Source organism: Paenibacillus agricola, assembly GCF_011440305.1.
Taxonomy (GTDB): Bacteria; Bacillota; Bacilli; order Paenibacillales; family NBRC-103111; genus Paenibacillus_S; species Paenibacillus_S agricola.
Window position 1 is genome coordinate 71,908 of sequence record NZ_JAAOIW010000022.1, and the last position, 22,606, is coordinate 94,513.

Below are 22,606 nucleotides of genomic sequence, written 5' to 3' on the forward strand. Positions count from 1 at the left end.
GGATGTATTGACAGCAATCGCATATTCGCAATCACCTGTTATCCATATTTTCGGAGAGCGTGTTGGATATAAGCCAAGCTTGATTCCAATTGTCGGTTTTCGTATGCCATGATCGCTTCTACCGATTCGCCCTTCTCATAAGGAGTCCGCCAATCTCCCGGTGGCTTCGCATTCGCCTGAACCATGCGTAATACTTTAACAAGTTGAGCAGCGGTACGTGGGGGATAATCCGGCCAGTAGTCGTCGGCGAGCATACGGACATGTCTGGCCTCCAGCGCCCCTACTTCTACTGACATGGTTACATTCGGGCAAGCTTTGGAAAAAATCGAAAATAGTTCTGAAAAATTGACCGCTCCTTGCCCAAGAGGACAACGGACAAGCCGATAGCCTTCTTCGCTCAGATAAATCGAGTAATCCTTTAAGTGGACATGCTTGATATATTTCTCCACCCGTCTTGCAAAGTCAACAGGATCTTCGGCAGTGGCCAAAGTGCTGCCTGTATCGAAGATGACACCGAAATTCTCTGAATTAAGTGATTCACAGAGCCACAGCAGCTCCTCGGAGGCAATATCCTGGTGATTTTCAACAGCGAGATTTACACCCGCATGCTCAGCTACTTCTAACGCCTTGCGAAGCTCTGTATGTATGTCATCCAGAAACGATTTCCAACGTCCTGCCAAAGCCCGCCGATCCCCGCCTAATTTGGCTCCCATAACAATTGTGCGCAGAGTAGGGACTCCCATACGCGCCGCCAGCTCAATGGATTCGGCGAGATGATGCGGCTCGAATCCGACCGTCTCGAGACCGATAAACACACCTCGCTCGCTCGCGTATTTTGCAACGGCTGCTGCATCTTCGTTCTCCAACAACGAGATGGGAATCTCTACCCCCTCTAATCCATATGCAAGAGCTTGATCAATAAGTTCTGTTGGTCTGATCGTAGGACGACCTGAATCCGGTGAAATGCCCATACTGTAGACCGTTCCATACACAGATAGACCCAGTCGCATTTCGTTGCTCCCCTCTTCAACAAATGTATGCGCTATCATTTAATCGGTAAATTTATTCTCTTGATTTCAGAAAAGAAGAATATTTCACATTAACTTCCAAAAATCAAGCATTATGTCTAGATATTGTGTTATAATTATATCACATGTAATATGTAATATATTACATAGTAAAATATAACAGTGATCATATAAATTGTCAACTCTAATGTGATGTCGGTCTACTTCATTTTTAACCGAATGTCTAGAATATTACTCTTGTCGGAAGATCAAGTGTACAATATGCGTTGTCAATAATTCTAATACGGAGTGATTTATTTGCTGAATGGACCCATTGTTTTAAAAACGTTGACCGACGAAGTATATCGTCGTATTCGACTTTCTTTGTTCCAAAACCTATATAAACCTGGGGAACAGATTGATATCGGACAAATTTCAACTCAATTGAACGTAAGCCGTCAGCCTGTCAAAGAGGCGCTTAACCGTCTGGCTCAGGAAGGGCTTATGGAAATCAGGCCGCGGGTCGGAACTTTTGTGCGCAAATTCAATCGTATCGATGTCCTCAATATTATGGAAGCCCGTCGGATGATCGAGGTCTTTGCTGTTACCAATGGAACAGTGGATCCTGAGAGCCTTCAAGCTCTTGAGAAAGAAACGGAACTTATGAATCAAATGAGCGAAAAAAAATCGTTTGAATATCTAGCGTATAATGATGCCGATCACAAGTTTCACATGCTTCTTGTAGGTCTAAGCAGAAATGAAATTTTGGTGAACTCTTTCGTTCAATTAAATACGCATTACATTACTGCAAGAGCTTTTTATGCGAATGCCTTTGAGCGGATGATTTCCCAATACGCACAGCATACAGAAATATTACACCACCTACAGCAAGGCGATACCTACAAGGCTGTCGCAATAGTGGATGCACATATAAGACGAGCGCAAAGTGAATTATTAAAAATATTCATCGATTAACATCTAATTACGCCAGTGGCAGTACGGTCGCGAACGCATCGAGGTTGCCAAAGCGGCCGTGCGAGCTTTCGAGAACTATCCGAAAGTGAGTATCGGGTCTTCGTGGAGGCTGTTGACCGCTTGGCATCCCTTGTATCCTCGACCGCATTATTCAGCAGTGCTTTAAGCAAGTCCTTGAGCCCATAGCTAAAGGACCCCTTCGATCAACACACCATGCCATGGCAAGAGTTCCATTCCTTATCAATCAGGCGTCGATGTATTTTGTAGTCGACATTGACATAAAGGGGTTCTTCGACAACGTCAACCATACCTTGCTCGTGAAGCAACTTTGGAATATGGGCATTCAGGATAAAAAGGTTTTAGCGTGCATCTCTAAAATGCTAAAAGCTGAAATCAAGGGAGAAGGAATACCTTCAAAAGGCTTCCTCACCAGGTAGCCTTCTTTCAGGCTAGAGCGTATTTTCGCGTACCTTTCGCCAGCTCTTGATTTGAAAGGTTGCGTCAGCGGAAAGAGTTCCCATTGACCAGCTACCCAGTGATCGAGGTCATTCAGCACAATATTCGAGAGCAGTGTTGACAGCAAGCCCCCCTGTTGTAAGTCTAGTGGTTTGGGAGCCATCATGTCTTCTCATGCCATTATTTAAGGCTTCAAGATGAATTTATTGCATTCGTCTGCGTGGTTGTAAAAGGTGTTATACGCGTCGTGTGCCTGATCCATAGGTGCTTTATGCGTGATAATCTCTGTCGGATCGAGTTCACCAGCCATATTTTTTTGAAACAGCAAGATGGCGATCGTGGGTGAGCTGGCACTCGATAGGGCGTTGATCCGAGAGATGAAGGAAGAAACCGGGCTTGATGTAGGCATCGTAAAGCTTCTTTATGTGTGCGATCTGCCCGAAGCCGAGCCTTCTCTGGTTCATATCACCTTCCTATTGCACAAAAAGTCTGGCGAGCTTACCCGTCCTACCAATGAATTTGAGACTACTCACATCCATGATGTGTTAATGGTTCCTATCCGCGCTTTGCCCGAGTATGGATTCTCGGAAACGTTCATGAATCTGGTTCTCGATGAATTTCCCCAAGCTGGAAGCTATCAAGGACATAAACGCTATATTGGGTTATAAAAAGGAGCAATGACATGCAAATTTTATTAATTAGGCACGGTGAATCCGAGGCAGACCTTCTGCATGTCCACGAAGGACGAGCTGATTTCGAATTGACCGCAGCAGGCCGGCAGCAAGTACAGGCGATGGCTCAGCAGGTGAAGGCCAAATTCCCGCTGGATTACATATGGGCAAGCACTTTGAAACGGGCAATTGAAACCGCTTCAGTACTCGGCAGTACCGTTGGATGCCCGGTCCGATTTGAAGCTGATTTAATGGAATATAATAACGGAGTGCTAGCCGGCTTATCCTAACCGTCCTGCGGGTTGGGGGACAAAGCTCGGCATCGTGCTTAATGGAGCGCCACTGTTTACCGGAGGAGCAGGCAGCGGCGAAAGTGAAATACGCCGCTACGTGCTTGAAAACGATCTGTTGGAAGCAATTGTTGGTTTGCCTACGGACATGTTTTACAACACTGGTATCTCTACCTATATATGGATTCTTTCCAACCGCAAACCCGAGTATCGCAAAGGTAAAGTGCAGCTGATTGACGCCAGTAGTATGTGGCAGAAGATCCGCAAATCACTGGGCAGTAAGCGCAAGGAACTGGCCGAGGATCACATCGCCGAGATCACCCAACTATTTGGCAGCTTCTCGGAAGCTAATAAAGACGGGAAGCCAATCAGCCGCATCTTTCATAACACCGACTTTGGATACCGTACCGTCACTGTAGAGAGGCCAATACGTGATGAAATCGGCAACATCCTATTAGGACAAAAGGGTAAGCTGAAAGGCAAGCCACAGCCTGATTCTAGCCTACGTGACACAGAGAACGTACCACTGAATGAGGATGTAATTGTCTACTTCAAGCGAGAAGTGCTTCCCCATGTCGCAGACGCCTGGATCGATCACGATAAAACCAAGGTAGGTTACGAGATACCCTTCAACCGGCATTTCTACGTGTTTCAGCCGCCACGCCCATTGGAGGAAATTGATGCCGATCTCATGGCGGTTACAGAGCGTATAAAAGCGATGCTGGAGGGATTAAAGGTATGAGCTTTTCCAGATATTCGGAGTACAAGCAGAGCTCTGCAAAAGCTTTATCCCCGTGTTCGACTCCGGGTGGCGCCTCCAACCAAATTATTCCTTATCGTACAACTAAATATAGACTTCCCCTAGGCAGTGCGACGGTACACCAGGAAGCGTCTTTTGAACGCAACCGACCGTACCGTCGCTATTTTTGATTCAATCGAGTCGAACCCCTGTCCCAAAAAGTGACCATGACCGTCCCAAACGTCAATAATACAGTCGGGATAAACGGAGCGTATTCCTTCTATGCAGGCGTTTACTTCACGAGACAATAGCTTCCTCGATGCAGCAACATGTTCTGGGAATCCATCTCCTGGACGTGTTTGGGTGAACTTCTCTATCCCAGCCGCGCCTTCAAGATACGTCAAACCCTTCATTTTCATTCTCCCAAGTAGATTCAAGGTATTCCCAAATAACTTCATACCTATAATACCGGGACAGCACCGGCGCGCCGGCTCTCCTTGTATTGCCCGGGAGTTACGGATTCATATTTTTTGAATATTCTAATAAACGTATTTGCACTGTTATAGCCAATCTGGTCCGCAATCTCCTGAATGGATAGACCTTCCTCCGCAAGGAGATCCTTTGCCCGCTGTACGCGAAAGCGGTTCAAATAATCGGAAAAATTGTACCCTGTCTGCTGTTTGAAAAATGTGCTGATATAGGGAGGCGAAAGATTGAAATGGTTGGCCACTTTAACCAGGGACAAATCTTTATCCGCATATAGCCCACAAATGTATTGGATGATCCCATCTCGCAAGTAAACATTGCTAAATGCCTTTTTATCGTTGATTAAGACGCAGAGCCTGTTAAAAATCCCCTTAATTTTGACAAAGATGCTTTCAACGTCCTTACTGTTGCTAATGCCCTGGAAGACATCCGTCTCTTCATCAAATATATCCCGGTAGTCCAATTGGATTTCCTCCAGGATTTTAAAGGATGTGCTAACCATATTGTTAAGGAGGCAGTATATCATTCCCGGGGAGAGCTTCCGGTGTATGAAATTGATTTCATAAATTTTGTCCAGAGAGCTTTCTACTGAAGGAAAATCCCCCATTTTCACATAATTGATCAGCTGATTTTCCTTTTCCAGAGGGTAATGAATATTATTAGCATACTCTTTGGTGTGTTCGAAGTTGATAATGACGTTTCTTGCCCGGATCAGCCCGTAGTTCAATGCGGTAATGGCTTCATTATAGGATTGGTGAATCATCTCCAAGCTGGAATATCCACTACCCACGCCTATGCTTACCTCGATTTTAAATTTTGTATTCAGGTAGTCCTTAATCTGCCTCAGTATGCCGCCAGGAGTATCTTCGCCCTCTACTTCCAATGGTGCATCCGTATTGATCAGAAGCGCAACTTTATCCCCTTCAATCTCGAAGGCAAACCCATGTCCTTTGGTCCTGATGACTTCCTCGCAGATGTTGCTGATCACAAAACGGACCAGGCTTTTGCCTGCGCCAACTTCCTTTTGCAGAAATCGGCTGTAATCATCAATATTTACTACGGCAACCATATAAAAACCGTAGGGAAACCTCATCGAATGAAATTCCAGAAGTTCATTCACTTCAGTGGCATCAATGGTATCATTTTTCAGCAGTCTGAGCAGAAAGTGAACTTTCAGAATGGGGAGCTGTTTGTGAAGCTGGTTCTCCAGCAGGTGGTTTTCTGTAAACATCTCCTTGATCGTGCTCATGATGGTCTCATATTCGCCTTTTTGGCTTACGATCTCTTCCTTCTGGTTTACACGGATCCATTGAAGGGCACTTATGACGGGCTTGTAATTTTGTACGGAAAAAATATAGGACAGGGCAAGGCCCAGTAGAATGCAGATCAACAGAACCACAGAAAACAGGAGATACATGTAGGATATTTTCTCCATGAAAACGGTGACCGGGAGTATAGTTACATATTTCCAGCCAATCACCAGGGAAAAGGAATAGATCGCAATGTATTTTTTCCCGTCATGGTTGAAAAACAGATGATCACGACCATTTTGGAATAGTGTGGAATAATCAACGGGTATGGAATCGATGGAACCCGGCGCAGAAGTAATCAACTGGTTGTCCTTATCAAGGATCGCACGGTAACTCTTCGTATCCATGTCGCCTTTTCCAAAGAAATTCCAGATCTTATCTTCTGCCATTATAGTAATCAGGACCGCGTTGTTGCTGATCCCGAATTGGGTAAGCGGCTGCAGATAGGTTATGCTTCTTTGGTCTGACTTATTTTTACTCATCGTAGTGACTGCTGGCCAGAACTGGCGGCTAGTGGCACTCTTGACTTGTGATATCCAGGTAAGATAGGGAATGCTTTCGTTGTTTGCAAACGTCTTGTAAAAAGAATCGGGTTCGTACTTAGTGGTGTTGGATATAATAATGTCGTTTTTTATAGAGTAGATGCCGATTGCCTCACCAAAGTTTTTAGACACATTTACACCAGAAATATTGATATCCTTTATAATATTCTTCATCTTAATATTGGCCTCGACAACATCTGTCTCTTTACTAGATACAAAATCGTATACATTGGGATTATTGGATATTTCAAAGGCAAATTGGTCCAGCTCTCTCAGATTCATATCAATGGTATTCCGAGCTTGATTGATGACGGTTATGTTGGATTTTACGGTCTCTTCCTCCAGAGTACGTAGAAGACTTCCATAAACGATGACCGAGATGATGCCGATGGGAATGACCAGCATGAGGGTATAGGAGACAAAATACCATAAAAAAAGATTCTCTTTTTTCAAATTGTAAAGATGCTTCCAAATACCCATCGTTTTCACCCACTCTCATTCACTTTGTAAATCATACAATACTCGTCCTGTTGATAGATGTGACGGTTTACTTTATTAACTGTTGCGGTTTTCTTATGAGTATACCATAGCCAATTAATTTGTAGGTTACAATTAAGAGATAAAAGAATCAACTTTAGCATGAACTTATGAGCTTACAATCGAGCTTCCTTCATATGGCGGTCCGCATAATCCATAAAACAATTCCAATCAAAAAGGGTCAGATCATGTTTGCCGGTTCTCAGATGATATCCAATGCTTCCCTGATGCAGTGGGCATTCGGGTGCCGGCATATCTAAGGTTTCCAAACCTTTGAGGCCGAGCAGGTTATAGACACGTTCAGCGTGGGTACAAGCAAGAAATTCCGAATCCGGATCCGCCCATGTGTCCTCAGAAGCACTTGCAACATAAAGTAGCCGGGGAGCAATTAGGGATAGCAGCATGTGTTGGTCTATCGGCAACTCATTTTCCCTGCCGTTAAAGCTCTTGTAATTTTCACAAAACCAGTGGGGAAAACGTTCATTTATATTGTTAATGGTTTCGCCCTTTTTGCATCGGGTGATTGCAGCTCCGCCGCAACCTGAGTCATTGCTAACCACCATGGCGAAGCGCTCATCCTGTGCCCCACACCATAGCGCTGTCTTGCCGCCTCTGGAATGGCCGACGAGGGCTACGCTTTTATCGTCGATATCCGGGTCGGTTTCCAAATAATCCATGACGCGACTGGCTCCCCATGCCCAAGCAGCAAGCGTACCCCAGGCATCTTTAGGTCGAGGAACCTCCGGCGGATCAAAAATACCGTGAACACCGTTCTTAAATCCGTCATGTTTATCTGGATCCAGGTCCTCGACGTGAAAAACCGCTGCCGCATAGCCCCTGGATACTATATGTTCCGCCGGCCAGAATGGGCTCTGCACCTCTCGGTCTGGATCCATATTCTCAGCTTCCCGGTTACAGATCAGAAGGAAAGTTGGAACTGGTCGGATGGCTTGAGCGGGAACAAAAAGATAAAGATGTATGACGCCGTTTCCCCCAGGGCCTTCATAACCGATATCTATTTTTTTCCTCACCGCTTTTCCGCCCATCCATCCTTCGCCTTTATCCACGGTTATAAATCTCAAGTATTGGGGGCGTTGTAGTGGAGCCCTGCCGTAGACATGCTCATGAAACAATTCCAGAATCTCAGGACGCCGTATTTGCTGCCATTGCTCTGCAGTAAGGATCTTTTCTCCTTCGCACCCCAAAAGAGGATCGGGCAGTAAGGGGCTCTTATAAAAATGATTCGACATTTTTCCTCACTCACTTTCTTCACAAACTATTTTTAGGTCTGTTGTCCAAATACAAGTATCTCGCAGGCAGAACTGCTGCGAGACACTCGTTACAATCATTTATTGTTTCCGCGTTTCTGATATCGATCATAAGCTGCCTGATAAGTCTTGGTCAGATTATCGATTCCCATGTCCTTTAAACGCTGCATAAATTTATCATAGTTGGCGAGAGGCTCTTTACCTGTCGTAAACTTGTCAAACATTTCCAAAGCATAAGTATCAACGTCAGTCTTACTGCGCGCTACGACCTGGGTTTCCTCCGCTGTAAAGGAAAGACGGGGTAAAATCAAACTTGTATCCGAAGTACGCCAGTTTTCCGCAGCAGGATAACCATATTGACTCATAAGTTGTTGATGATAAAGAATATCCTGTGACATGCCCCATCCGTTAAGAGCCATAGTGTATTTGCCAAGGGCAGCAGATGAGGACAATCCATCTTTATTTTTTTCAATGAGGTCAGTGTTAATTGCTTTACCATCTTTCATTGTATAGGTCTGGTTTTCTACGCCAAGGTTAAATAGAAGGTTGCCTTCTTTGCCATAGGCATAATCCAGCCACGATATAATTTCTTCCGGATTTTTTGCCTTCTTGGTCACTGCCACACAGGGGGATACGGCCTGGTAAGTGTACGAACTGCTTAGCGAATAAGCCTTTCCTGCTGGTCCCACAGGCCATGAAATACCACTCATCTGAAATTTCGGATCCCGTCCGGATTCTGCCATAGTTCTCATAAAGTTGCTGGGCTGAACCGCAAACAATGCCCCGGATACAGCGCTAATCACCTTGGAGTCCTGTTTTTCCCTATTATTCAGCATGTAATCCGGATCAATTAAACCCTCTGCGAAGAGCTTGTTGATGAACGTCAAAACCTCCTTAAATTTAGGATTCATAGGTCCATATTTGACTTGGCCGCTATCAATATAGAAATCATAGGATATGCCCCATGCCGCTGCTAAGTTTCCGATCCCGTTGCCGCCTGTAAACTTCTGGCCGGTCATAGGCCATTCATCCTGCTTGCCATTGCCATTAGGGTCCCCGGTTTTAATCGCCTTCAGCACATTGTACCATTCATCAATGGTTGTCGGCTTTTTCAGGCCAAGCTTATCAAGCCAGTCCACACGAATTTGAGGCCCATCCGTAACTCTTAGAGAATCCTGAAGACGCAGCATAGGAAGACAATAGTACTTACTTGCATCATCCATAGTCTGCTTTTTGGCCTCTGGATTTTCATTCATAAGCTTCGTGAAATTGGGCGCCTGCTTCTCTATATAAGGCGTTAGATCAAGGATAACCCCATCATCAACGTATTTTTTTGCTCCTCCTGGAACGTTGAACCAATCGTATACGATCACATCCGGCAAATCATTGGAGGCGATCATCAGATTGAATTGTTCTTTTCCCTGGCCCGATGGGGGGTGAATCCAGTCCACCTTCACGCCCGTCTTTTTCTCCATTTCCTGAAATACCAGATTTTCTCCATAATTTTTTGTGGACTGTGAAGCCCATGAACCCATTTCCGTGAATATTTTCATACTTGTCATCTTCTTGGCATCCTTGGTTTGCTCTGCGGCTTCCGATGGCTTGTCGGAGGCTGCTGGTGTGCAAGCGGACAACAGGCTGACGGACATTAAAACCGCCATGGCACGAGTACCAGATTTATTCCAACCTAACTTTCTCATTAAGAATCCTCCTAGATTTAATTAATTTTATGTTATATCCCAAATGGGACGGCATGCCTATTTTGTTGCGATTCCTTCACCATTTACTCCTTGATCGCCCCAATCATCATGCCCTTTACAAAATACTTCTGGAGAAACGGATACAGAAGTAAAATGGGAATCGAAGATACAACGATGGTTGCGTACTTGAGCGGTATAGTTTCCTGCATGCGGTCTACAGTGTCGGTAACCCCCACCAGCATGGAGGGGTCGTTGAGGATCAGGATTTCACGTAAAACCATCTGAATGGGAAACATTTCTCTCTTTCTCAGATAGATAAGGGCGTCAAAGAACGCATTCCAATGTCCTACAGCGTAATATAGAAAAATAACCGACATCGCAGGCAAGGACAATGGAATTACAATCCGGAACAGAATCAGAAAATCATTGGCCCCATCGATCTTAGCAGACTCTTCGAGGCTTGGGGGCAGCCCCATAAAGGCCGATCGAAGGATAATAAGATTCCATGTGCTGATAGCCCCTGGGATGATCATGGCAAAAATGGTGTTGATCATTCCAAGATTCATCACCAGAAGGTAGGATGGAATCATCCCCCCGGAGAAGAACATGGTAAAAATAATCAATTTCATAAGAGTCTTGCCTCCGGGAAGATAGCGCCGGGATAAAGCATATGCCGCAAAAGAGGTCAGCAGTAAATTCAAGGCCGTACCCAGCCCTACGTAAACGAGAGTATTGCGGTAACCTATCCAGAGCATGGGGTTGAGGAAAACACGCTTGTAAGATTCCAGTTGGAAACCTCTTGGCCACAGCAAAAATTTGTTCCCGGCATTCAATGCCACGCCATCAGATACGGAAGCAAATAACACGTACAGGCATGGGTAAACCGTTATCACCATTAATGACAGGAGCAATGTCGAATTGATGACATCAAATGAACGATTTGAAATGGAAACGGAATGTTTCATAATCGGTGTTCTCCTTATCTGATAAACTCTACCATAAACTATTTTCACTTACTCTACGGCTGATAGTATTTGCGAAAATCAGTAGCGTAAAGTTTATCGCTGAATTAATCAGGCCAACCGCGGTGCTGTAGCTGAAATTCATATCCTGCAGCCCTTTGCGGTAAACAAAGGTTGAAATAACATCTGCTGTTTCATAAATGGAAGGATTGTACATAAGCATAACCTTTTCGAACCCCACACTCATCATATTACCTATTTGCAGGATGAGCATGATGACGATGATAGGCATAATACCGGGTAAAGTGATGTGCTTCAATTTGGCCCATCTGCCGGCACCATCGACGTTAGCAGCTTCGTACAAGGAAGGATTAATGGCGCTTAAGGCTGCTAGGTAGATAATACTTCGCCACCCAAGATGCTGCCACAAATTGGATCCTACAAAGATGGGATAGAACAAACTGGACTCCGTCATGAAAGAAATAGGCTTTCCTCCCATGGCGACAACCAATGCATTGATAATGCCGTCGGTTGAAAAAAAATCCAGAACGATACCAACAGCGATTACTACGGATATGAAATGAGGCAGGTAGGTGATGGTCTGCACCGCACTCTTAAATATTCGTACCCTGACTTCATTGAGCATAAGCGCCAGAATGATGGGTGCCGGAAATCCGAAAATGAGTTCATATAAATTGATAGTGATAGTATTCCGCACAAGACGCCATAGATAAACGCTTTGAAAAAAATCCGTAAAGTTTGAGAAGCCTACCCATGGGCTTCCCATAATTCCTCTCCCGGGAGTGTAATCCTTAAAGGCGATCACAGCGCCAAACATGGGAACGTAATGAAACAATAAATAGTACAAGACTACCGGAAGAAGCATTAAATAAAGATAACGATACTGGATAAGGACAGAAATTGTTTTATTCACCGCAGTTACCTCTTAACTTATTATTATTGTTTATTCATTTTAAAACTGTAAAATATCCAGAATCAGCAGGCCTGCTATACTTCGGTTATGAATTTCATCCTAATGGTGACGTGTAAGAAATGTAAATATATAATTCTTTATGGAATATGCAATTCTTCATGTGGCCATATTGAATTGATTAAACGGTATTCTATTCTTAAGATTCACTAGCCCGATGTGACAATCATCGAAAAAATCGAGTAGCCCCATGCAGTTGCATGGGGCTATCACAGAACCGTCGTACGTGCGGATCATAAAAAAGGATGACAAGAGCTGGTACTTTACATTAACCCATGGGATTAAAACAGATGGCAAGCCACAGCAATATAAAAAGCGGGGCTTCAAAACAAAGCAGGAGAAGCGTAGCGGTCTTCGATAACGCTCTCGAATGCCCGGTCTTCGATCAATTTGGCTGCTACCTGTAGCCCGCGGGCGAATGCATCCATACCATTGATGTGTGCGTAGACAACATCAATCGGCTCGAAGGACGTACGGCGAACCTTCACATCGAAGTTGACTCCGCCACGGCCGATTCCGCCTTCATTTTGCAATATTTCGTACATAGCCAGTGTTGAGGCGTATAGATCCGTAGGGAATTCATCCGTATCCCAGCCCAGCAGCAAATCGCCTTGGTTAGCGTCGATTGATCCAAGTGCGCCGTTGATCCGCGCCACACGCAGCCTCATGTTCGAACGTATGCCCAGCGAGCGTGGCATGGTTCGCTTCCAGATTCAGCTTGAAGTGCTGCATAAGATCATATTTTTGCAGAAAGGACAGTGTAGTTGCTGCATCGACGACCAGTTCCAACCTCGACAGCTGCTTGTAGCGCCAGATCTCTTCGAAAAATTTCCGACATATTATTCTGCTTCACCTGCCGCAAATAAATCATTTTGTTTTTTTGCATCTTGTAAACCCTAATTTGAATGGCTAGCCTACAAGTCCAGCCCTTCGGTGACCATCTCCCGCCGAAGATGTCCGACATCATTCAGGAGCCGAAGGCTTACCGTATCGTCATCCTCAATATCAACCCTAGCTATAGCCGCATGTGAAAAGCTGAACCGGTTATGATCGCATGGACCCTCCCCAGCAATTCGTTTAGCATAACAGAGCCAAAAGCGGCATGGCAAACAATCGCAATCGTGACATCCGTGCCGTCATGAATTTTCCTGATAGCAGCAATCACCCGTTTTGCGCGCTTATGAATTTAACTCAAAAGCAAAGAAGTATCCTTACGGTTATTGTTTCTTTTATAAGTACTCACAAGTATTCACCATCCATTCAGGATATCTGTTTGTATACAGGATTAAAATCTTCTTCCACAGCTCATGGTTACCTGGAACGCATGAGAAAACTTGGATACATAGACTAGGAAAGTGGTAAGCCTCGGACACTCAAAATCGTGCAATGGGATGGTGATGAAGATGGAAAAAAAACAGCTTAGTCGTTATGTAGGTCAACAAGTGGAAATTGTATATATAGATAAGCCGAATGTCATTACACAACGATTTATTGAGATACATTCAATAAAAAATAACTTTTTATGTGCTTATTGCTTCACAAAAAAAAGGTTGAGAGTATTTAGTTTGCAAAATATTCTAGCTATTTCTCTTGCCAAGAAGTGTTCTGTATGAAGGATAAAGTCATCTGCTTAATAGACTGCGAGGCTTTTTATGCCTCCGTAGAGAAGGCATCCCACCCAGAGTATACGGGTAAACCTCTTGCAGTTGCTGGCGACCCATCTCGCCGTTCAGGAGTTATATTAAGTGCTTGCCCTATTGCAAAGGGATATGGAGTAGCAACTGCTGAACGGCTGGGAGAGGCTCTAAGCAAGTGTCCTGATCTGATCATAGTAAAACCGCGTATGCAAATGTATATTGATGTTTCTCTTAGAATTACAGAAATTTATGAATCATTTACAGATCTTGTCGAAATATTTAGCATCGATGAGTCGTTTTTGGATGTGACCGATTCGGTAGGGATGTTTGGTTCGCCTGAAGAAATGGCAAAGCAGATCCAAATTCAAGTCATGCTTGCGACAGGGGTTAAGGTACGGTTTGGAGTTTCAAGTACAAAGATGATTGCAAAATTAGCCTGTGATCACTTCGGAAAGAAGAATGCTGAAGGTATATATATAATGAATAAAGAAACTATTGCCGACGATTTATGGAAGCTCCCGATTGAAAAAATGTTCGGTGTTGCAGGGCGTATGACACAGCATTTCTTCCGATTAGGTGTCCATACCATAGAAGAGCTGGCGCAGACCCCGCTGCCAAAGCTCAAAAGCATGCTTAGGACTAGATTTGGGAAAAATGCAGATATTCATGCGACTCTGCTTTGGCAAACAGCAAATGGCATTGATGATTCTAAGGTAACGCCAAGCACCCACAGAGTGGCTCCAAAGTCTATCAGCCACATGATGACCCTTCCATTTGAATTTATTAGAGAAGATCAGATAGATACGATTTTACTCGAATTGACTGAGGAAATATGCAGGGATGCGCGGCGTAAAGGCTATATGGGATCGACTATAACGGTTGGCTGCATGTGCAGCCCCTACGATGCCCCCACAGGATTCTCTAGGCAAATGACTATGCCTGATCCAACTAACATTACTAACACGGTGTACGAGGCAGCCAGAAAGCTGTTCTACCAATTTTGGGATGGAATGCCTGTACGCAGAGCTGGCGTGACTATCAGCGGACTAATTGAAGATACTGATTACCAGCTCACTATGTTCGAAGACCAAGAGAGGCAAAGAGCGCTAGAAAAAGCTACAGATTCGATTAAAGACAGATTTGGCAGCGCCGCAATCGCTAGGGCTTCATCATTTGGTGCAGCAGGCAAGGCGAAACATAGGGCGCTTATTATAGGAGGTCATTACAAATGAGTAAAAAGCTTGAAGGTAATGGTCGCTGGGAGTCTTCCAGGATGATACTGCCGCAACACAAAGAAGCACTGATCAATCGACAAAATCCAGAGACAGTGAACAAGCAGGTACAAAAACCAACTGCTGAGGAGCATGAAATGATTCTTAAATCTATTTTGCTCCCGATGTTACTTACTATGGTGGAGAAAAATGGGAAAGAGTTTGAGGTATCCACCAACATGCTCAGGCGTTACTATATATCAGCAACTCAAATCCTTATGCACCGGATCCATACTGAAATGGTCAAAAATAAAAACGAGCTGAAGGCAAGGAAAATCAAGGTTTATGAAGATATACGTCCTGATGATGACCTGAACTATAAATATCTTTGCCGCGGCTACGAGTATCCGTTTGCAATCATGCGCGATGTGGTGAAGTCTCGGCTCAGTGTTATGCTTGGCGAGTATGTTAAAAGCATGCTGAATATTATTAAAGACGTTTAGAGCCCTAGGGATGAGTTTATCCTTAGGGCTTCTTTTTCACTGCTATTTATTCTGAAGGACTCCTCAGTTCACAAAAACGATCATTGCTGGTTTTTATCGGTCGCGTCTTTTTTGGATATGTTCGTAGTATCTTCCTTCTTTCTCAAATAAGCACATGGTTCGGTTCATATCTTCGTGTTGAGCATATCGATTAATGATCGTCTCCTTTATGCCATGTATGTTAAGCACAAACAGAATCCGCTAAAGGGGATCCTGTTTTTTTATTTATTGATTTGATATCATTTTTTTCATTAAAGGGAATTTATGTGATCTTCCGCTTCTTGTGGAGTAAATCCATATATTTTCTGAGCCATTTTAATTGCTCTCTTTCTTTCTCCTTGAGCTAGAAGTTTTTGAAGCTCGATATCTATTGGATTTTTTAATTCCATCCCTTTAACTATAATACGCAACATATCAATGGTAAATTTTTGTCGTATAAATACGATCCTAAAAAATACTGACATAGCAAAGATGATGATAATAGTCCACATCATCATAAACAGATCACTCATAGCACTCATTTAATCACCACCTGTATAAACATATTTACCTAGATAATATCATATTTCCAAATATATTAAAATATAGGAAGATTATCCCATACCTATATACAATATATTTAATATATGTAATTATTTACAGTGTAATATAAAAATAGAAATATATGGAGGTTAAACGAATGAAGAAAAGTAAAAATATCATATCTACTACGTTATTGTCCTTAGTATTGGTATTAAGTATGCTAGCAGCACCCGTTGCATTTGCTGCTTCTGCACCAATTGACTCTCCACAATCAATAACAACTCAAGATGGAGTCAAGCTTACAACGTCAATTATCAAAGAAACTGCGGATGAACGAACTGTAAAAGTCGTACACGGAAATGATGTTTCTGTTGTGACATACAACAAAGTAACAAATGTATTTAGTGTCCAGGAGAATAATGCACCAATTGTTAGTTTCACTGGAAAATCGCCGCAAACAACGAATCCATCCATAACTCCGTTCGCTTTTGGAGATTTAATATCTTCAGGATATGAAAATTGGTGGGGTTCAAGTTATAAGGTATTCGATCAAAGTCCTTATTGGGAAAACTTATGGGATATCAGTGTAGCTGCCTCGCCAGTATACGCTGTTGATGAAACAAGTGCAAATTTCAGCAATTTAAATTATTTCAGAATAGCAGTCGATACAACTAAGTCTTCAGAAATTGCGGCAGTTGCAGCTCTAGGTAGCGCTGCAGCGGCTGTTATTGCAGGTGTAATAGCGGCCCCTACAACAGCAGGCGCATCCACAATTATTGGAATTGCACTTGCTGCAGGGGGCGGAGCAGCTGCAGGTACCTATTGCTGGAATGCATTCTCGGCACATAATGATGCGAAATTTTATTTATCATATGTAATCTAAAATATAGTTAAAATAAAATTGATAGATTGATGAATTTAACACCCAAACTAACGAAATCTATTATATTTTGTTAACAAAAAAAAGCCTTAAGACATTTGTCTTAAGGCTTTTCTTAGTTAGGCACGGGGAACTTTACCCTATGAAGTTGAACTATGATTTATAGAACGCGTAGTGATCGATTTCAACCAATCTGTTATTAGGCTCCCCTATGCTAATAAACGCAATCTTGCCATCAATTTGTTTATTGGTGGTAATGGCGCTTGCAATAATAAGACTAGTCTTAAAGTCTCCCAGGTAATTAGAATGATGTTTCGTGGTTTCTTTAACGGTTTCCAAATCCACTGGATCCCAAGTTAGATTTTTAAATTTATTCATCAATAGATATAAATGCGCTTGCTCGTGTTCACTCTTACCTAATGGAAGAATATCACTCAGAGATATGACTGAAGCGATGGCTTCAACAGATCCTTTTTCGACAAGGCTCAACATTTTTGATGCTATAAATACGTGCTCTTCAATATTTTTATTTAATATGGCTGTGAATACGCTAGTATCCAGGAATAGCTTGCTATACCGTTTGAGCATGTTTTCCATAATGAACCAGCTGACTTGAAGGTAGTTATCTTTATATGTATCTTGAGCATATGCGATGACTTCATCCAGATTACTAAAAGGGTATATAGGTAAATTTTCTTCTGATGAGCTATATATATACCATTGCCCTTTTAATTCGCTTAGCATAAACTCAGGCTTTTCATACATGATATCATTTGATTCGATAGTGAATATTTTATTGATTTTACTGCCATTGAGTGTTGCTATAAAATCTTTTTTTAGTTCCTCTGTCTCAAAGACCATAGAGGTTACATTTAGTTGCTTCATGCTGCATGTCTTCCCATATATTTGTTTTTAGAAAGATCATTGTATAACCAACATTCATGAGTATCGAACGATGCTCGGACTACTGAGGGTTCAGCCCCAGCATTGCAGATATATACTATTCGCGAATTTGCTTGTTTTGTATCTATATACGAATATCTCCATTAACGATCCGGTTCCATCGCCTTTTCGCTCAAAGATTCGTTAGCTTATTTAAAATACCGATAGATAGTGTGCCGCGGCGTATATCAATCGCCTGTAGAGCTACTAGGTACTGTTCATCATCGAACCGTTCTAGAGCCTTTCCTATATTCACAGAGGTTCGATCCATGAGGCTTTCAGCCAGGAAAGCAAGATGGATTGTGGATCCAGACAGAGTCTGTCAAGAATTTTGTGTAACCTCTCAAAATCAAATCTAGCAACTGCGGTGCCGGGCTTGACACGGAGCCTCCGGCAGGCCTGATGAACGTACGGTGCTGCGAATCAGCTAAACGCTTCTCCGCACGGGGCAGATAGCCTATCAGGCCTGCCCCTCCATATAAAGCTGCTTTAGCGGACTTGGACGCGTTCCGGGAAATGAACGGTGAGCTGTAGCAGGATCTGCCCCCAGTTCTGGACCCGCCCCGTCCATTTCCGTAACACATCCACCGTGGCGAGATACAGCATTTTCAACAGGGATTCATCCGTCGGGAAGATACTTTTGCCTTTGGTCACTTTGCGTAATTGGCGGTGGTAGCTTTCAATCATGTTGGTCGTGTAGATTAATTTCCGCAGCTCAGGCGGGTATTTAAAAAATGTAGCGAGCTCATCCCAATTTTGGTGCCAGGAACGAACCATCAACGGGTATTTCTCTCCCCACACTTCTTCAAAGCGCTCCAGCTCCAATAAAGCGCCCGCCTCGGTCGCTGCCTTGTAAATCGGCTTGAGATCCGCCGTGACCTTTTTCAAGTCCTTGTACGAGACATAGCGGACGGAATTGCGGATTTGGTGGATGATGCACTTCTGGATTTCCGTTTGCGGATAACAAGCAGCAATTGCTTGGCTGAAACCCGTGAGATTGTCTACACAGGTAATCAAGATATCTTGCACGCCGCGGTTTTTTAATTCTGTCAAGACGCTTAACCAGAACTTGGAAGACTCGTTCTCACCAATCCAGATACCTAACACATCTTTGTTGCCATCGAGGTCAATCCCGATCACCATATACGCCGCTTTATTGACAATATGCCCGTCCTGCTTCACTTTAAAGTGGATCGCATCCAGAAAGACGACGGCATACACATTTTGTAACGGGCGGTTTTGCCATTCTTTAATCACGGGCACGATTTTGTTGGTTACATTGGAAATGAGTGTAGGCGAGACTTCAATCCCATACAGCTGTTCCAAATGATCCTGGATGTCCCGAGTACTTACACCCTTGGCATATAACGCAATGATTTGCTCTTCAATGCCCGTCACATTCGTTTGGTTTTTCTTCACCACCACGGGCTGGAAAGCACCCAGACGGTCCCGTGGCACCTGGATCTCGACATCACCATACTCGCTGGCCACCGTCTTTTTCGTAAACCCATTCCGGCTATTTTTGGTTGTTTTCGTTTTGGCATCATAACGGTCATAGCCTAATTCCGTATCTAATTCCGCTTCTAAAGTAGCCTGCAGCACATCCTTAAATAATTCTTTCAGCGTAGCCTGGATGTCCTCGGTAGACTGGAAATTGTGCTCTTTTACAAATTGGCGCAGCTGTTGTTTGTTCAATAATCCATTCGTGATCATGTGTAACTCCTCCTCATTCAACTCTTACATGTAGCTTGCCCATGTTTCGTTGACTTTAGTAGGTTACACAATTTATTGTACAGAACCTCCAGACAAGCTGGGAAAGTCGAATGCATGTTGCCCTTCGAATTTTCTTGTAATTTGAAATGCCGACCATTCAATATTCTGATAAATATCTGGATATGCCAGTACATACGCAACTGCTAAATACTCATACCTACTCGGATTAATATTTAAGGCTCTTTGAATTGCGGCATAATTCTCAAGATGTACATCATTTGTAAAATACATATTTGAAACCTCCATTTTATTATTCGCAATCCTCTCTATCCTTTAAGTTGAAATATTACAAATTTATAATTTCCTTCTCCGAATTTCTTTATTGTGAATTGTTGTTCTATTGTTGGATTTGCATCGAGCCAAGGCTTTATTTTTGAATAGGTAGATCCTTCCGGATACCTCAATATTTTTTTTAACTCCGCCGCAAAGTATTGGATAAAAAAAATGAGAAATTAAATTCAAAAATACCAACTTGTAACTCTTGCCTTTCACTTTCTATATTAACGATTGGATTGTCAACAGTAAATCAGACAACTTTTTTAAGGGCTTCTTGTCGATACTGAACAGGCGTCATATAGTCTAAAGTTCCATGGATGCGATGCTTGTTGAACCAGTTGACGTAATCGTATAATTCCAGCTCTAGATGACGAAGGCTCTGAAAGTTCATCTGGTTCACAAACTCTGTTTTCATGATCTTGTAAGTGGCTTCAGCCACAGCGTTGTCGTACGGACAGCCTTTCATACTTAGCGATCGACCGATTTCAAAAGTCTCCAAGAGCTCATCCATCTTTTGATTTTTGAACTCGCTGCCACGGTCGGTATGAAACCATTGAATCTGGCGTAGATCACTCTTAACGGTCGCGAAGGCATGGGTAATCAGAGCAGCGTCCTTGTTCGGTCCTGCACTATGGCCAATGATTTCTCGATTAAACAGATCTACCAGCACACAAATGTAATGCCATCGGTTCTGGACTTTCACATACGTCAAATCACTGAAGACGAAGCGTTTAGCTTCCGTTTGCTCAAACTCCCGTTTCAGAACATTCGCCGTTGTCGCTTCGTTACACGCCGTTTTATGGGGCTTATACTGTGCCACCGTGTAAGTGGAAACAAGCCCTTGCTCTTTCATGATGCGGCCAATGCGGCGTCTGGAGACGATGAACCCGCGCTCGTGAAGCTTCACTTTGATCTTGCGTGTGCCGTAGGCTTTTCGGTTCTTGAGAAAGATGTCTACAATAGCTTCAGTGATATCATCTTCAGTGGCTCGTTCTTGGGCGTCGTAATAAAATGTACTTCTTGCGATTTGCAGGACGTCGCACATTGCTGATACCGAGTATTTATCACGGTTGTTCTGGATGATAGCTACTTTCGTCCCATGATCAGCGCGGCTTGCTTTAAAATATCCACCTCCATTTTCAAACGCTGGTTCTCTTTTCGTAAAGCAATCAATTCCTCTTCTTCTGATGAGCGATTATCCTTCTCCTTAAAGGAGCCCGTTGTCTGAGCTTGGTTGATCCAGCGGTCTAAAGCAGAAGCTGTGAGGTCATATTCCTCCACAAGGGCTGCTCTGGATTTCCCATTTTCATAGAGCTGCACCTTTTGCTTTTTGAATTCGGTTGTAAACGTGCGTCGTTGTTTTTCAGGCATTGTAGAGATCCGCTCCTTAGCATGATAAGTTTATTCTACAAGCCCTTATTTTTTCTGTCCAACTTAGTGTAGCCGATTCACGATATCATGAAATAGTTTTGCAATTTCCACAGGACAAACTTTGCGATTGATTAAACACAAAAAGCTCCAGGGCTCATAAGCTGACTGGAGCTTTTTTATTTATTTTTCTGCATACTAAAATCATAGAAATTCATTTGTGCGGTTTTGGCTTTTCACGAACCATTATTTCTTTTTGATTTTTTTTGGCAAGTTTACAAAATTCAATTGCCAGATCCTTGAGACTTTTTTGCTTCGTATTCATTATCAACCACTCCTAATAGATTATTATTGAAAAAGTGTATATATCCTCTCCCCCACTCATAACTTGTACTAAGGAGTGGTCAAGTGGTCAAGTGGCCCTGAGATAAACTCATAAATGAGCTAATAAATTATAATAGGGGGGAAGATGGGTGTTCATAAACCAAATTATAGAAGAAGCAAGAAATCAAAATGCTCATAAAAAGTTGAAGGAGCCATTAAAGAAAGAGAGAAAGACTCGTTCGGATAAACTTCATGACATCCGATTTCCGGTAACTCCAGATGAACGAATGAGGTTAAGGCGCATTGGAAAGCACTTGAAATTGACCGAGACTGCTTGCTGCACACATCTATTAGTGTTAGCCTTGCAGCTGCAAGAGCCGAGAATACCCAGTTACCCATATGAAGACACAAGAAGGTATATGCATGTTAAACCTGCTGAAGAGTGGTATAAGGTCATTGCAGAATTAGCAATCCACTATGATATTTCAGAGCGTCAAATGGTCTACCGCTTGATCCACTATTCATTAGAATGCTTTTTTAAGGAGGGAAGTATTTAATATGTTAAAACAAGAGGCAACAAATCTACCGTTAATTGCAGATACCCCCCATATTGAGAGCCATAAGAATCTAACATGGCAGCTCATATCTTCTTTATTTAGATCGAAAGCTGAAAAGCCACTAGAATACGAAGAAATATTAGTTAAAATCCCAATCTCTGAATATTCGCGTCTAGGAGTGTTTTTAGATGATATTTACGATGCAACGGAGGGAGAATGTTCAATAACATTCAAAGGACTAACTTCGATTCTATTAGCCGATTTTCTTAAACAAATTAGCATCGGGCTTCCATTAGCGAGTTTAGCTAATACGCTGCAGGCAAAGCAAAATAAATACCTGAAGTCTATTCAAAGTGATTTAAAACAACAATCACAGAACCGGTGGGTTTTAGTTGAAAGCAAAGTTACCGAGCCGCGGCAGAAATACAAAATAATTTCATTTCATATCCATCCAAAGGCAATGCGTAGAATGAACTTTCTATTATTGGATTTGAACCTTAATGATCCTAACTTTTCATTAACCGTTGAAGAAGTAGTCACGATTTTGCTTCGGGATATAGTTCATGAAATCCGAACGAAAGACCATAGGGAAATTATGGGCGTATTCATTGATAGACTAACAGAATGAAACATTAATCGT

Annotated in this window: 26 protein-coding genes and 4 pseudogenes; 15 read left to right on the forward strand and 15 right to left on the reverse strand. The window is 42.9% G+C overall.

What is annotated here, in order from left to right; genetic code table 11:
- Nucleotides 1-38: 38 nt before the first annotated feature.
- Nucleotides 39-1,010 carry a sugar phosphate isomerase/epimerase family protein gene (locus G9U52_RS34130; RefSeq protein WP_166156384.1) on the reverse strand — a complete coding sequence of 324 codons (972 nt, stop codon included), beginning with the start codon at nucleotides 1,008-1,010 and terminating at the stop codon, nucleotides 39-41.
- A gap of 306 nt (nucleotides 1,011-1,316) precedes the next feature.
- On the opposite strand from G9U52_RS34130, the gene G9U52_RS34135 reads away from it, so the two are divergent.
- Together G9U52_RS34135 and G9U52_RS34140 are read left to right on the forward strand one after the other, a co-directional pair.
- Nucleotides 1,317-1,982, forward strand: a complete 666-nt coding sequence (locus G9U52_RS34135; protein ID WP_207953381.1) for a GntR family transcriptional regulator — start codon at nucleotides 1,317-1,319, stop codon at nucleotides 1,980-1,982.
- 116 nt (nucleotides 1,983-2,098) lie between these two features.
- Nucleotides 2,099-2,404 (forward strand): annotated as a pseudogene (locus tag G9U52_RS34140) (reverse transcriptase domain-containing protein); the annotation flags it as partial.
- Here the strand turns inward: G9U52_RS34140 and G9U52_RS41505 are convergent.
- Nucleotides 2,326-2,604 (reverse strand): hypothetical protein, encoded by a 279-nt coding sequence (locus tag G9U52_RS41505; protein ID WP_311764970.1) that lies wholly within the window; start codon nucleotides 2,602-2,604, stop codon nucleotides 2,326-2,328. The pseudogene G9U52_RS34140 and the gene G9U52_RS41505 overlap by 79 nt on opposite strands.
- Before the next feature lie 187 nt (nucleotides 2,605-2,791).
- Between G9U52_RS41505 and G9U52_RS34150 the strand changes: the two are divergent.
- The 4 genes and pseudogenes from G9U52_RS34150 to G9U52_RS34165 form a co-directional block, all read left to right on the forward strand.
- Nucleotides 2,792-3,106: pseudogene (locus G9U52_RS34150) on the forward strand (NUDIX hydrolase); the annotation flags it as partial.
- A gap of 14 nt (nucleotides 3,107-3,120) precedes the next feature.
- Nucleotides 3,121-3,396, forward strand: a pseudogene (locus tag G9U52_RS34155) (histidine phosphatase family protein); the annotation flags it as partial.
- Nucleotides 3,397-3,433: 37 nt separating this feature from the next.
- The gene (locus G9U52_RS34160) at nucleotides 3,434-4,141 is read left to right on the forward strand and encodes an HsdM family class I SAM-dependent methyltransferase (RefSeq protein ID WP_311764971.1); all 708 of its coding nucleotides are present in this window, start codon (nucleotides 3,434-3,436) and stop codon (nucleotides 4,139-4,141) included.
- Nucleotides 4,138-4,329 (forward strand): hypothetical protein, encoded by a 192-nt coding sequence (locus G9U52_RS34165; protein WP_166156397.1) that lies wholly within the window; start codon nucleotides 4,138-4,140, stop codon nucleotides 4,327-4,329. Before G9U52_RS34160 ends, G9U52_RS34165 begins: the two co-directional genes overlap by 4 nt.
- 269 nt (nucleotides 4,330-4,598) lie before the next feature.
- Here G9U52_RS34165 and G9U52_RS34170 read toward each other — a convergent pair whose 3' ends face one another.
- The 5 genes from G9U52_RS34170 to G9U52_RS34190 all read right to left on the reverse strand — a co-directional run bounded on the left by G9U52_RS34170 (nucleotide 4,599) and on the right by G9U52_RS34190 (nucleotide 11,829).
- Nucleotides 4,599-6,956, reverse strand: a complete 2,358-nt coding sequence (locus G9U52_RS34170; RefSeq protein ID WP_166156400.1) for a helix-turn-helix domain-containing protein — start codon at nucleotides 6,954-6,956, stop codon at nucleotides 4,599-4,601.
- 173 nt (nucleotides 6,957-7,129) lie between these two features.
- On the reverse strand, nucleotides 7,130-8,263 hold the full coding sequence (locus tag G9U52_RS34175) for an alpha/beta hydrolase family protein (protein ID WP_166156403.1): 1,134 nt from the start codon (nucleotides 8,261-8,263) through the stop codon (nucleotides 7,130-7,132).
- Nucleotides 8,264-8,358: 95 nt separating this feature from the next.
- On the reverse strand, nucleotides 8,359-9,981 hold the full coding sequence (locus tag G9U52_RS34180) for an extracellular solute-binding protein (RefSeq protein WP_166156406.1): 1,623 nt from the start codon (nucleotides 9,979-9,981) through the stop codon (nucleotides 8,359-8,361).
- A gap of 83 nt (nucleotides 9,982-10,064) precedes the next feature.
- The gene (locus G9U52_RS34185; RefSeq protein WP_166156410.1) at nucleotides 10,065-10,946 is read right to left on the reverse strand and encodes a carbohydrate ABC transporter permease; all 882 of its coding nucleotides are present in this window, start codon (nucleotides 10,944-10,946) and stop codon (nucleotides 10,065-10,067) included.
- A gap of 28 nt (nucleotides 10,947-10,974) precedes the next feature.
- A complete protein-coding gene (locus G9U52_RS34190; protein ID WP_166156500.1) occupies nucleotides 10,975-11,829 on the reverse strand; it encodes an ABC transporter permease in 855 nt (284 codons plus the stop codon).
- 295 nt (nucleotides 11,830-12,124) lie between these two features.
- Here G9U52_RS34190 and G9U52_RS34195 point away from each other — a divergent pair, with 295 nt between their 5' ends.
- The gene (locus G9U52_RS34195; RefSeq protein ID WP_166156413.1) at nucleotides 12,125-12,295 is read left to right on the forward strand and encodes an Arm DNA-binding domain-containing protein; all 171 of its coding nucleotides are present in this window, start codon (nucleotides 12,125-12,127) and stop codon (nucleotides 12,293-12,295) included.
- Here the strand turns inward: G9U52_RS34195 and G9U52_RS34200 are convergent.
- A pseudogene (locus tag G9U52_RS34200) lies at nucleotides 12,273-12,708 on the reverse strand (xylose isomerase); the annotation flags it as partial. The gene G9U52_RS34195 and the pseudogene G9U52_RS34200 sit on opposite strands and share 23 nt — an antisense overlap.
- Nucleotides 12,671-12,901 carry a hypothetical protein gene (locus G9U52_RS39535; protein WP_207953385.1) on the reverse strand — a complete coding sequence of 77 codons (231 nt, stop codon included), beginning with the start codon at nucleotides 12,899-12,901 and terminating at the stop codon, nucleotides 12,671-12,673. The pseudogene G9U52_RS34200 and the gene G9U52_RS39535, both read right to left, overlap by 38 nt.
- Here G9U52_RS39535 and G9U52_RS41140 point away from each other — a divergent pair.
- The 5 genes from G9U52_RS41140 to G9U52_RS34220 all read left to right on the forward strand — a co-directional run bounded on the left by G9U52_RS41140 (nucleotide 12,840) and on the right by G9U52_RS34220 (nucleotide 15,285).
- Nucleotides 12,840-12,965, forward strand: coding sequence for a hypothetical protein (locus G9U52_RS41140; RefSeq protein WP_279538792.1), 126 nt, complete (start codon nucleotides 12,840-12,842; stop codon nucleotides 12,963-12,965). The two genes, G9U52_RS39535 and G9U52_RS41140, sit on opposite strands and share 62 nt — an antisense overlap.
- A gap of 149 nt (nucleotides 12,966-13,114) precedes the next feature.
- A complete protein-coding gene (locus G9U52_RS41975) occupies nucleotides 13,115-13,285 on the forward strand; it encodes a LexA family protein (RefSeq protein WP_375790314.1) in 171 nt (56 codons plus the stop codon).
- 52 nt (nucleotides 13,286-13,337) lie between these two features.
- On the forward strand, nucleotides 13,338-13,547 hold the full coding sequence (locus G9U52_RS34210; RefSeq protein WP_166156420.1) for a hypothetical protein: 210 nt from the start codon (nucleotides 13,338-13,340) through the stop codon (nucleotides 13,545-13,547).
- A complete protein-coding gene (locus G9U52_RS34215; protein WP_207953382.1) occupies nucleotides 13,544-14,803 on the forward strand; it encodes a DNA polymerase IV in 1,260 nt (419 codons plus the stop codon). The genes G9U52_RS34210 and G9U52_RS34215 overlap by 4 nt, the downstream gene beginning before the upstream one ends.
- The gene (locus G9U52_RS34220; protein ID WP_166156426.1) at nucleotides 14,800-15,285 is read left to right on the forward strand and encodes a YhjD family protein; all 486 of its coding nucleotides are present in this window, start codon (nucleotides 14,800-14,802) and stop codon (nucleotides 15,283-15,285) included. The genes G9U52_RS34215 and G9U52_RS34220 overlap by 4 nt, the downstream gene beginning before the upstream one ends.
- 290 nt (nucleotides 15,286-15,575) lie before the next feature.
- Here G9U52_RS34220 and G9U52_RS34225 read toward each other — a convergent pair whose 3' ends face one another.
- Entirely contained in the window at nucleotides 15,576-15,845 is a 270-nt protein-coding gene (locus tag G9U52_RS34225) for a hypothetical protein (RefSeq protein ID WP_166156429.1), read from the reverse strand.
- A 158-nt stretch (nucleotides 15,846-16,003) separates the two neighbouring features.
- Between G9U52_RS34225 and G9U52_RS34230 the strand changes: the two genes are divergently transcribed.
- The gene (locus tag G9U52_RS34230; RefSeq protein ID WP_166156432.1) at nucleotides 16,004-16,729 is read left to right on the forward strand and encodes a geobacillin-26 family protein; all 726 of its coding nucleotides are present in this window, start codon (nucleotides 16,004-16,006) and stop codon (nucleotides 16,727-16,729) included.
- A gap of 150 nt (nucleotides 16,730-16,879) precedes the next feature.
- Here the strand turns inward: G9U52_RS34230 and G9U52_RS34235 are convergent, their stop codons facing one another.
- The 5 genes from G9U52_RS34235 to G9U52_RS34250 all read right to left on the reverse strand — a co-directional run bounded on the left by G9U52_RS34235 (nucleotide 16,880) and on the right by G9U52_RS34250 (nucleotide 21,088).
- Complete coding sequence (locus tag G9U52_RS34235; RefSeq protein WP_166156435.1) at nucleotides 16,880-17,611, reverse strand: hypothetical protein; 732 nt, start codon at nucleotides 17,609-17,611, stop codon at nucleotides 16,880-16,882.
- Nucleotides 17,612-17,801: 190 nt separating this feature from the next.
- The gene (locus G9U52_RS41145; protein ID WP_279538793.1) at nucleotides 17,802-17,924 is read right to left on the reverse strand and encodes a hypothetical protein; all 123 of its coding nucleotides are present in this window, start codon (nucleotides 17,922-17,924) and stop codon (nucleotides 17,802-17,804) included.
- 233 nt (nucleotides 17,925-18,157) lie between these two features.
- Nucleotides 18,158-19,381: an IS256 family transposase gene (locus G9U52_RS34240; protein WP_166156438.1), complete on the reverse strand. Its 1,224-nt coding sequence runs from the start codon at nucleotides 19,379-19,381 to the stop codon at nucleotides 18,158-18,160.
- Between the two features lie 72 nt (nucleotides 19,382-19,453).
- Complete coding sequence (locus tag G9U52_RS34245) at nucleotides 19,454-19,687, reverse strand: DUF2538 family protein (protein WP_512699217.1); 234 nt, start codon at nucleotides 19,685-19,687, stop codon at nucleotides 19,454-19,456.
- 280 nt (nucleotides 19,688-19,967) lie between these two features.
- Nucleotides 19,968-21,088, reverse strand: a protein-coding gene (locus G9U52_RS34250; RefSeq protein ID WP_166156444.1) for an IS3 family transposase whose coding sequence is annotated in 2 segments (ribosomal slippage) — nucleotides 19,968-20,839 and nucleotides 20,839-21,088 — 1,122 coding nt in all. Because the reading frame shifts where the segments join, the coding sequence is not laid out codon by codon here.
- A gap of 470 nt (nucleotides 21,089-21,558) precedes the next feature.
- Here G9U52_RS34250 and G9U52_RS34255 point away from each other — a divergent pair.
- A complete protein-coding gene (locus G9U52_RS34255) occupies nucleotides 21,559-21,966 on the forward strand; it encodes a hypothetical protein (protein ID WP_166156447.1) in 408 nt (135 codons plus the stop codon).
- A 1-nt stretch (nucleotide 21,967) separates the two neighbouring features.
- Nucleotides 21,968-22,594: a hypothetical protein gene (locus tag G9U52_RS34260; RefSeq protein WP_166156450.1), complete on the forward strand. Its 627-nt coding sequence runs from the start codon at nucleotides 21,968-21,970 to the stop codon at nucleotides 22,592-22,594.
- Nucleotides 22,595-22,606: the final 12 nt, after the last annotated feature.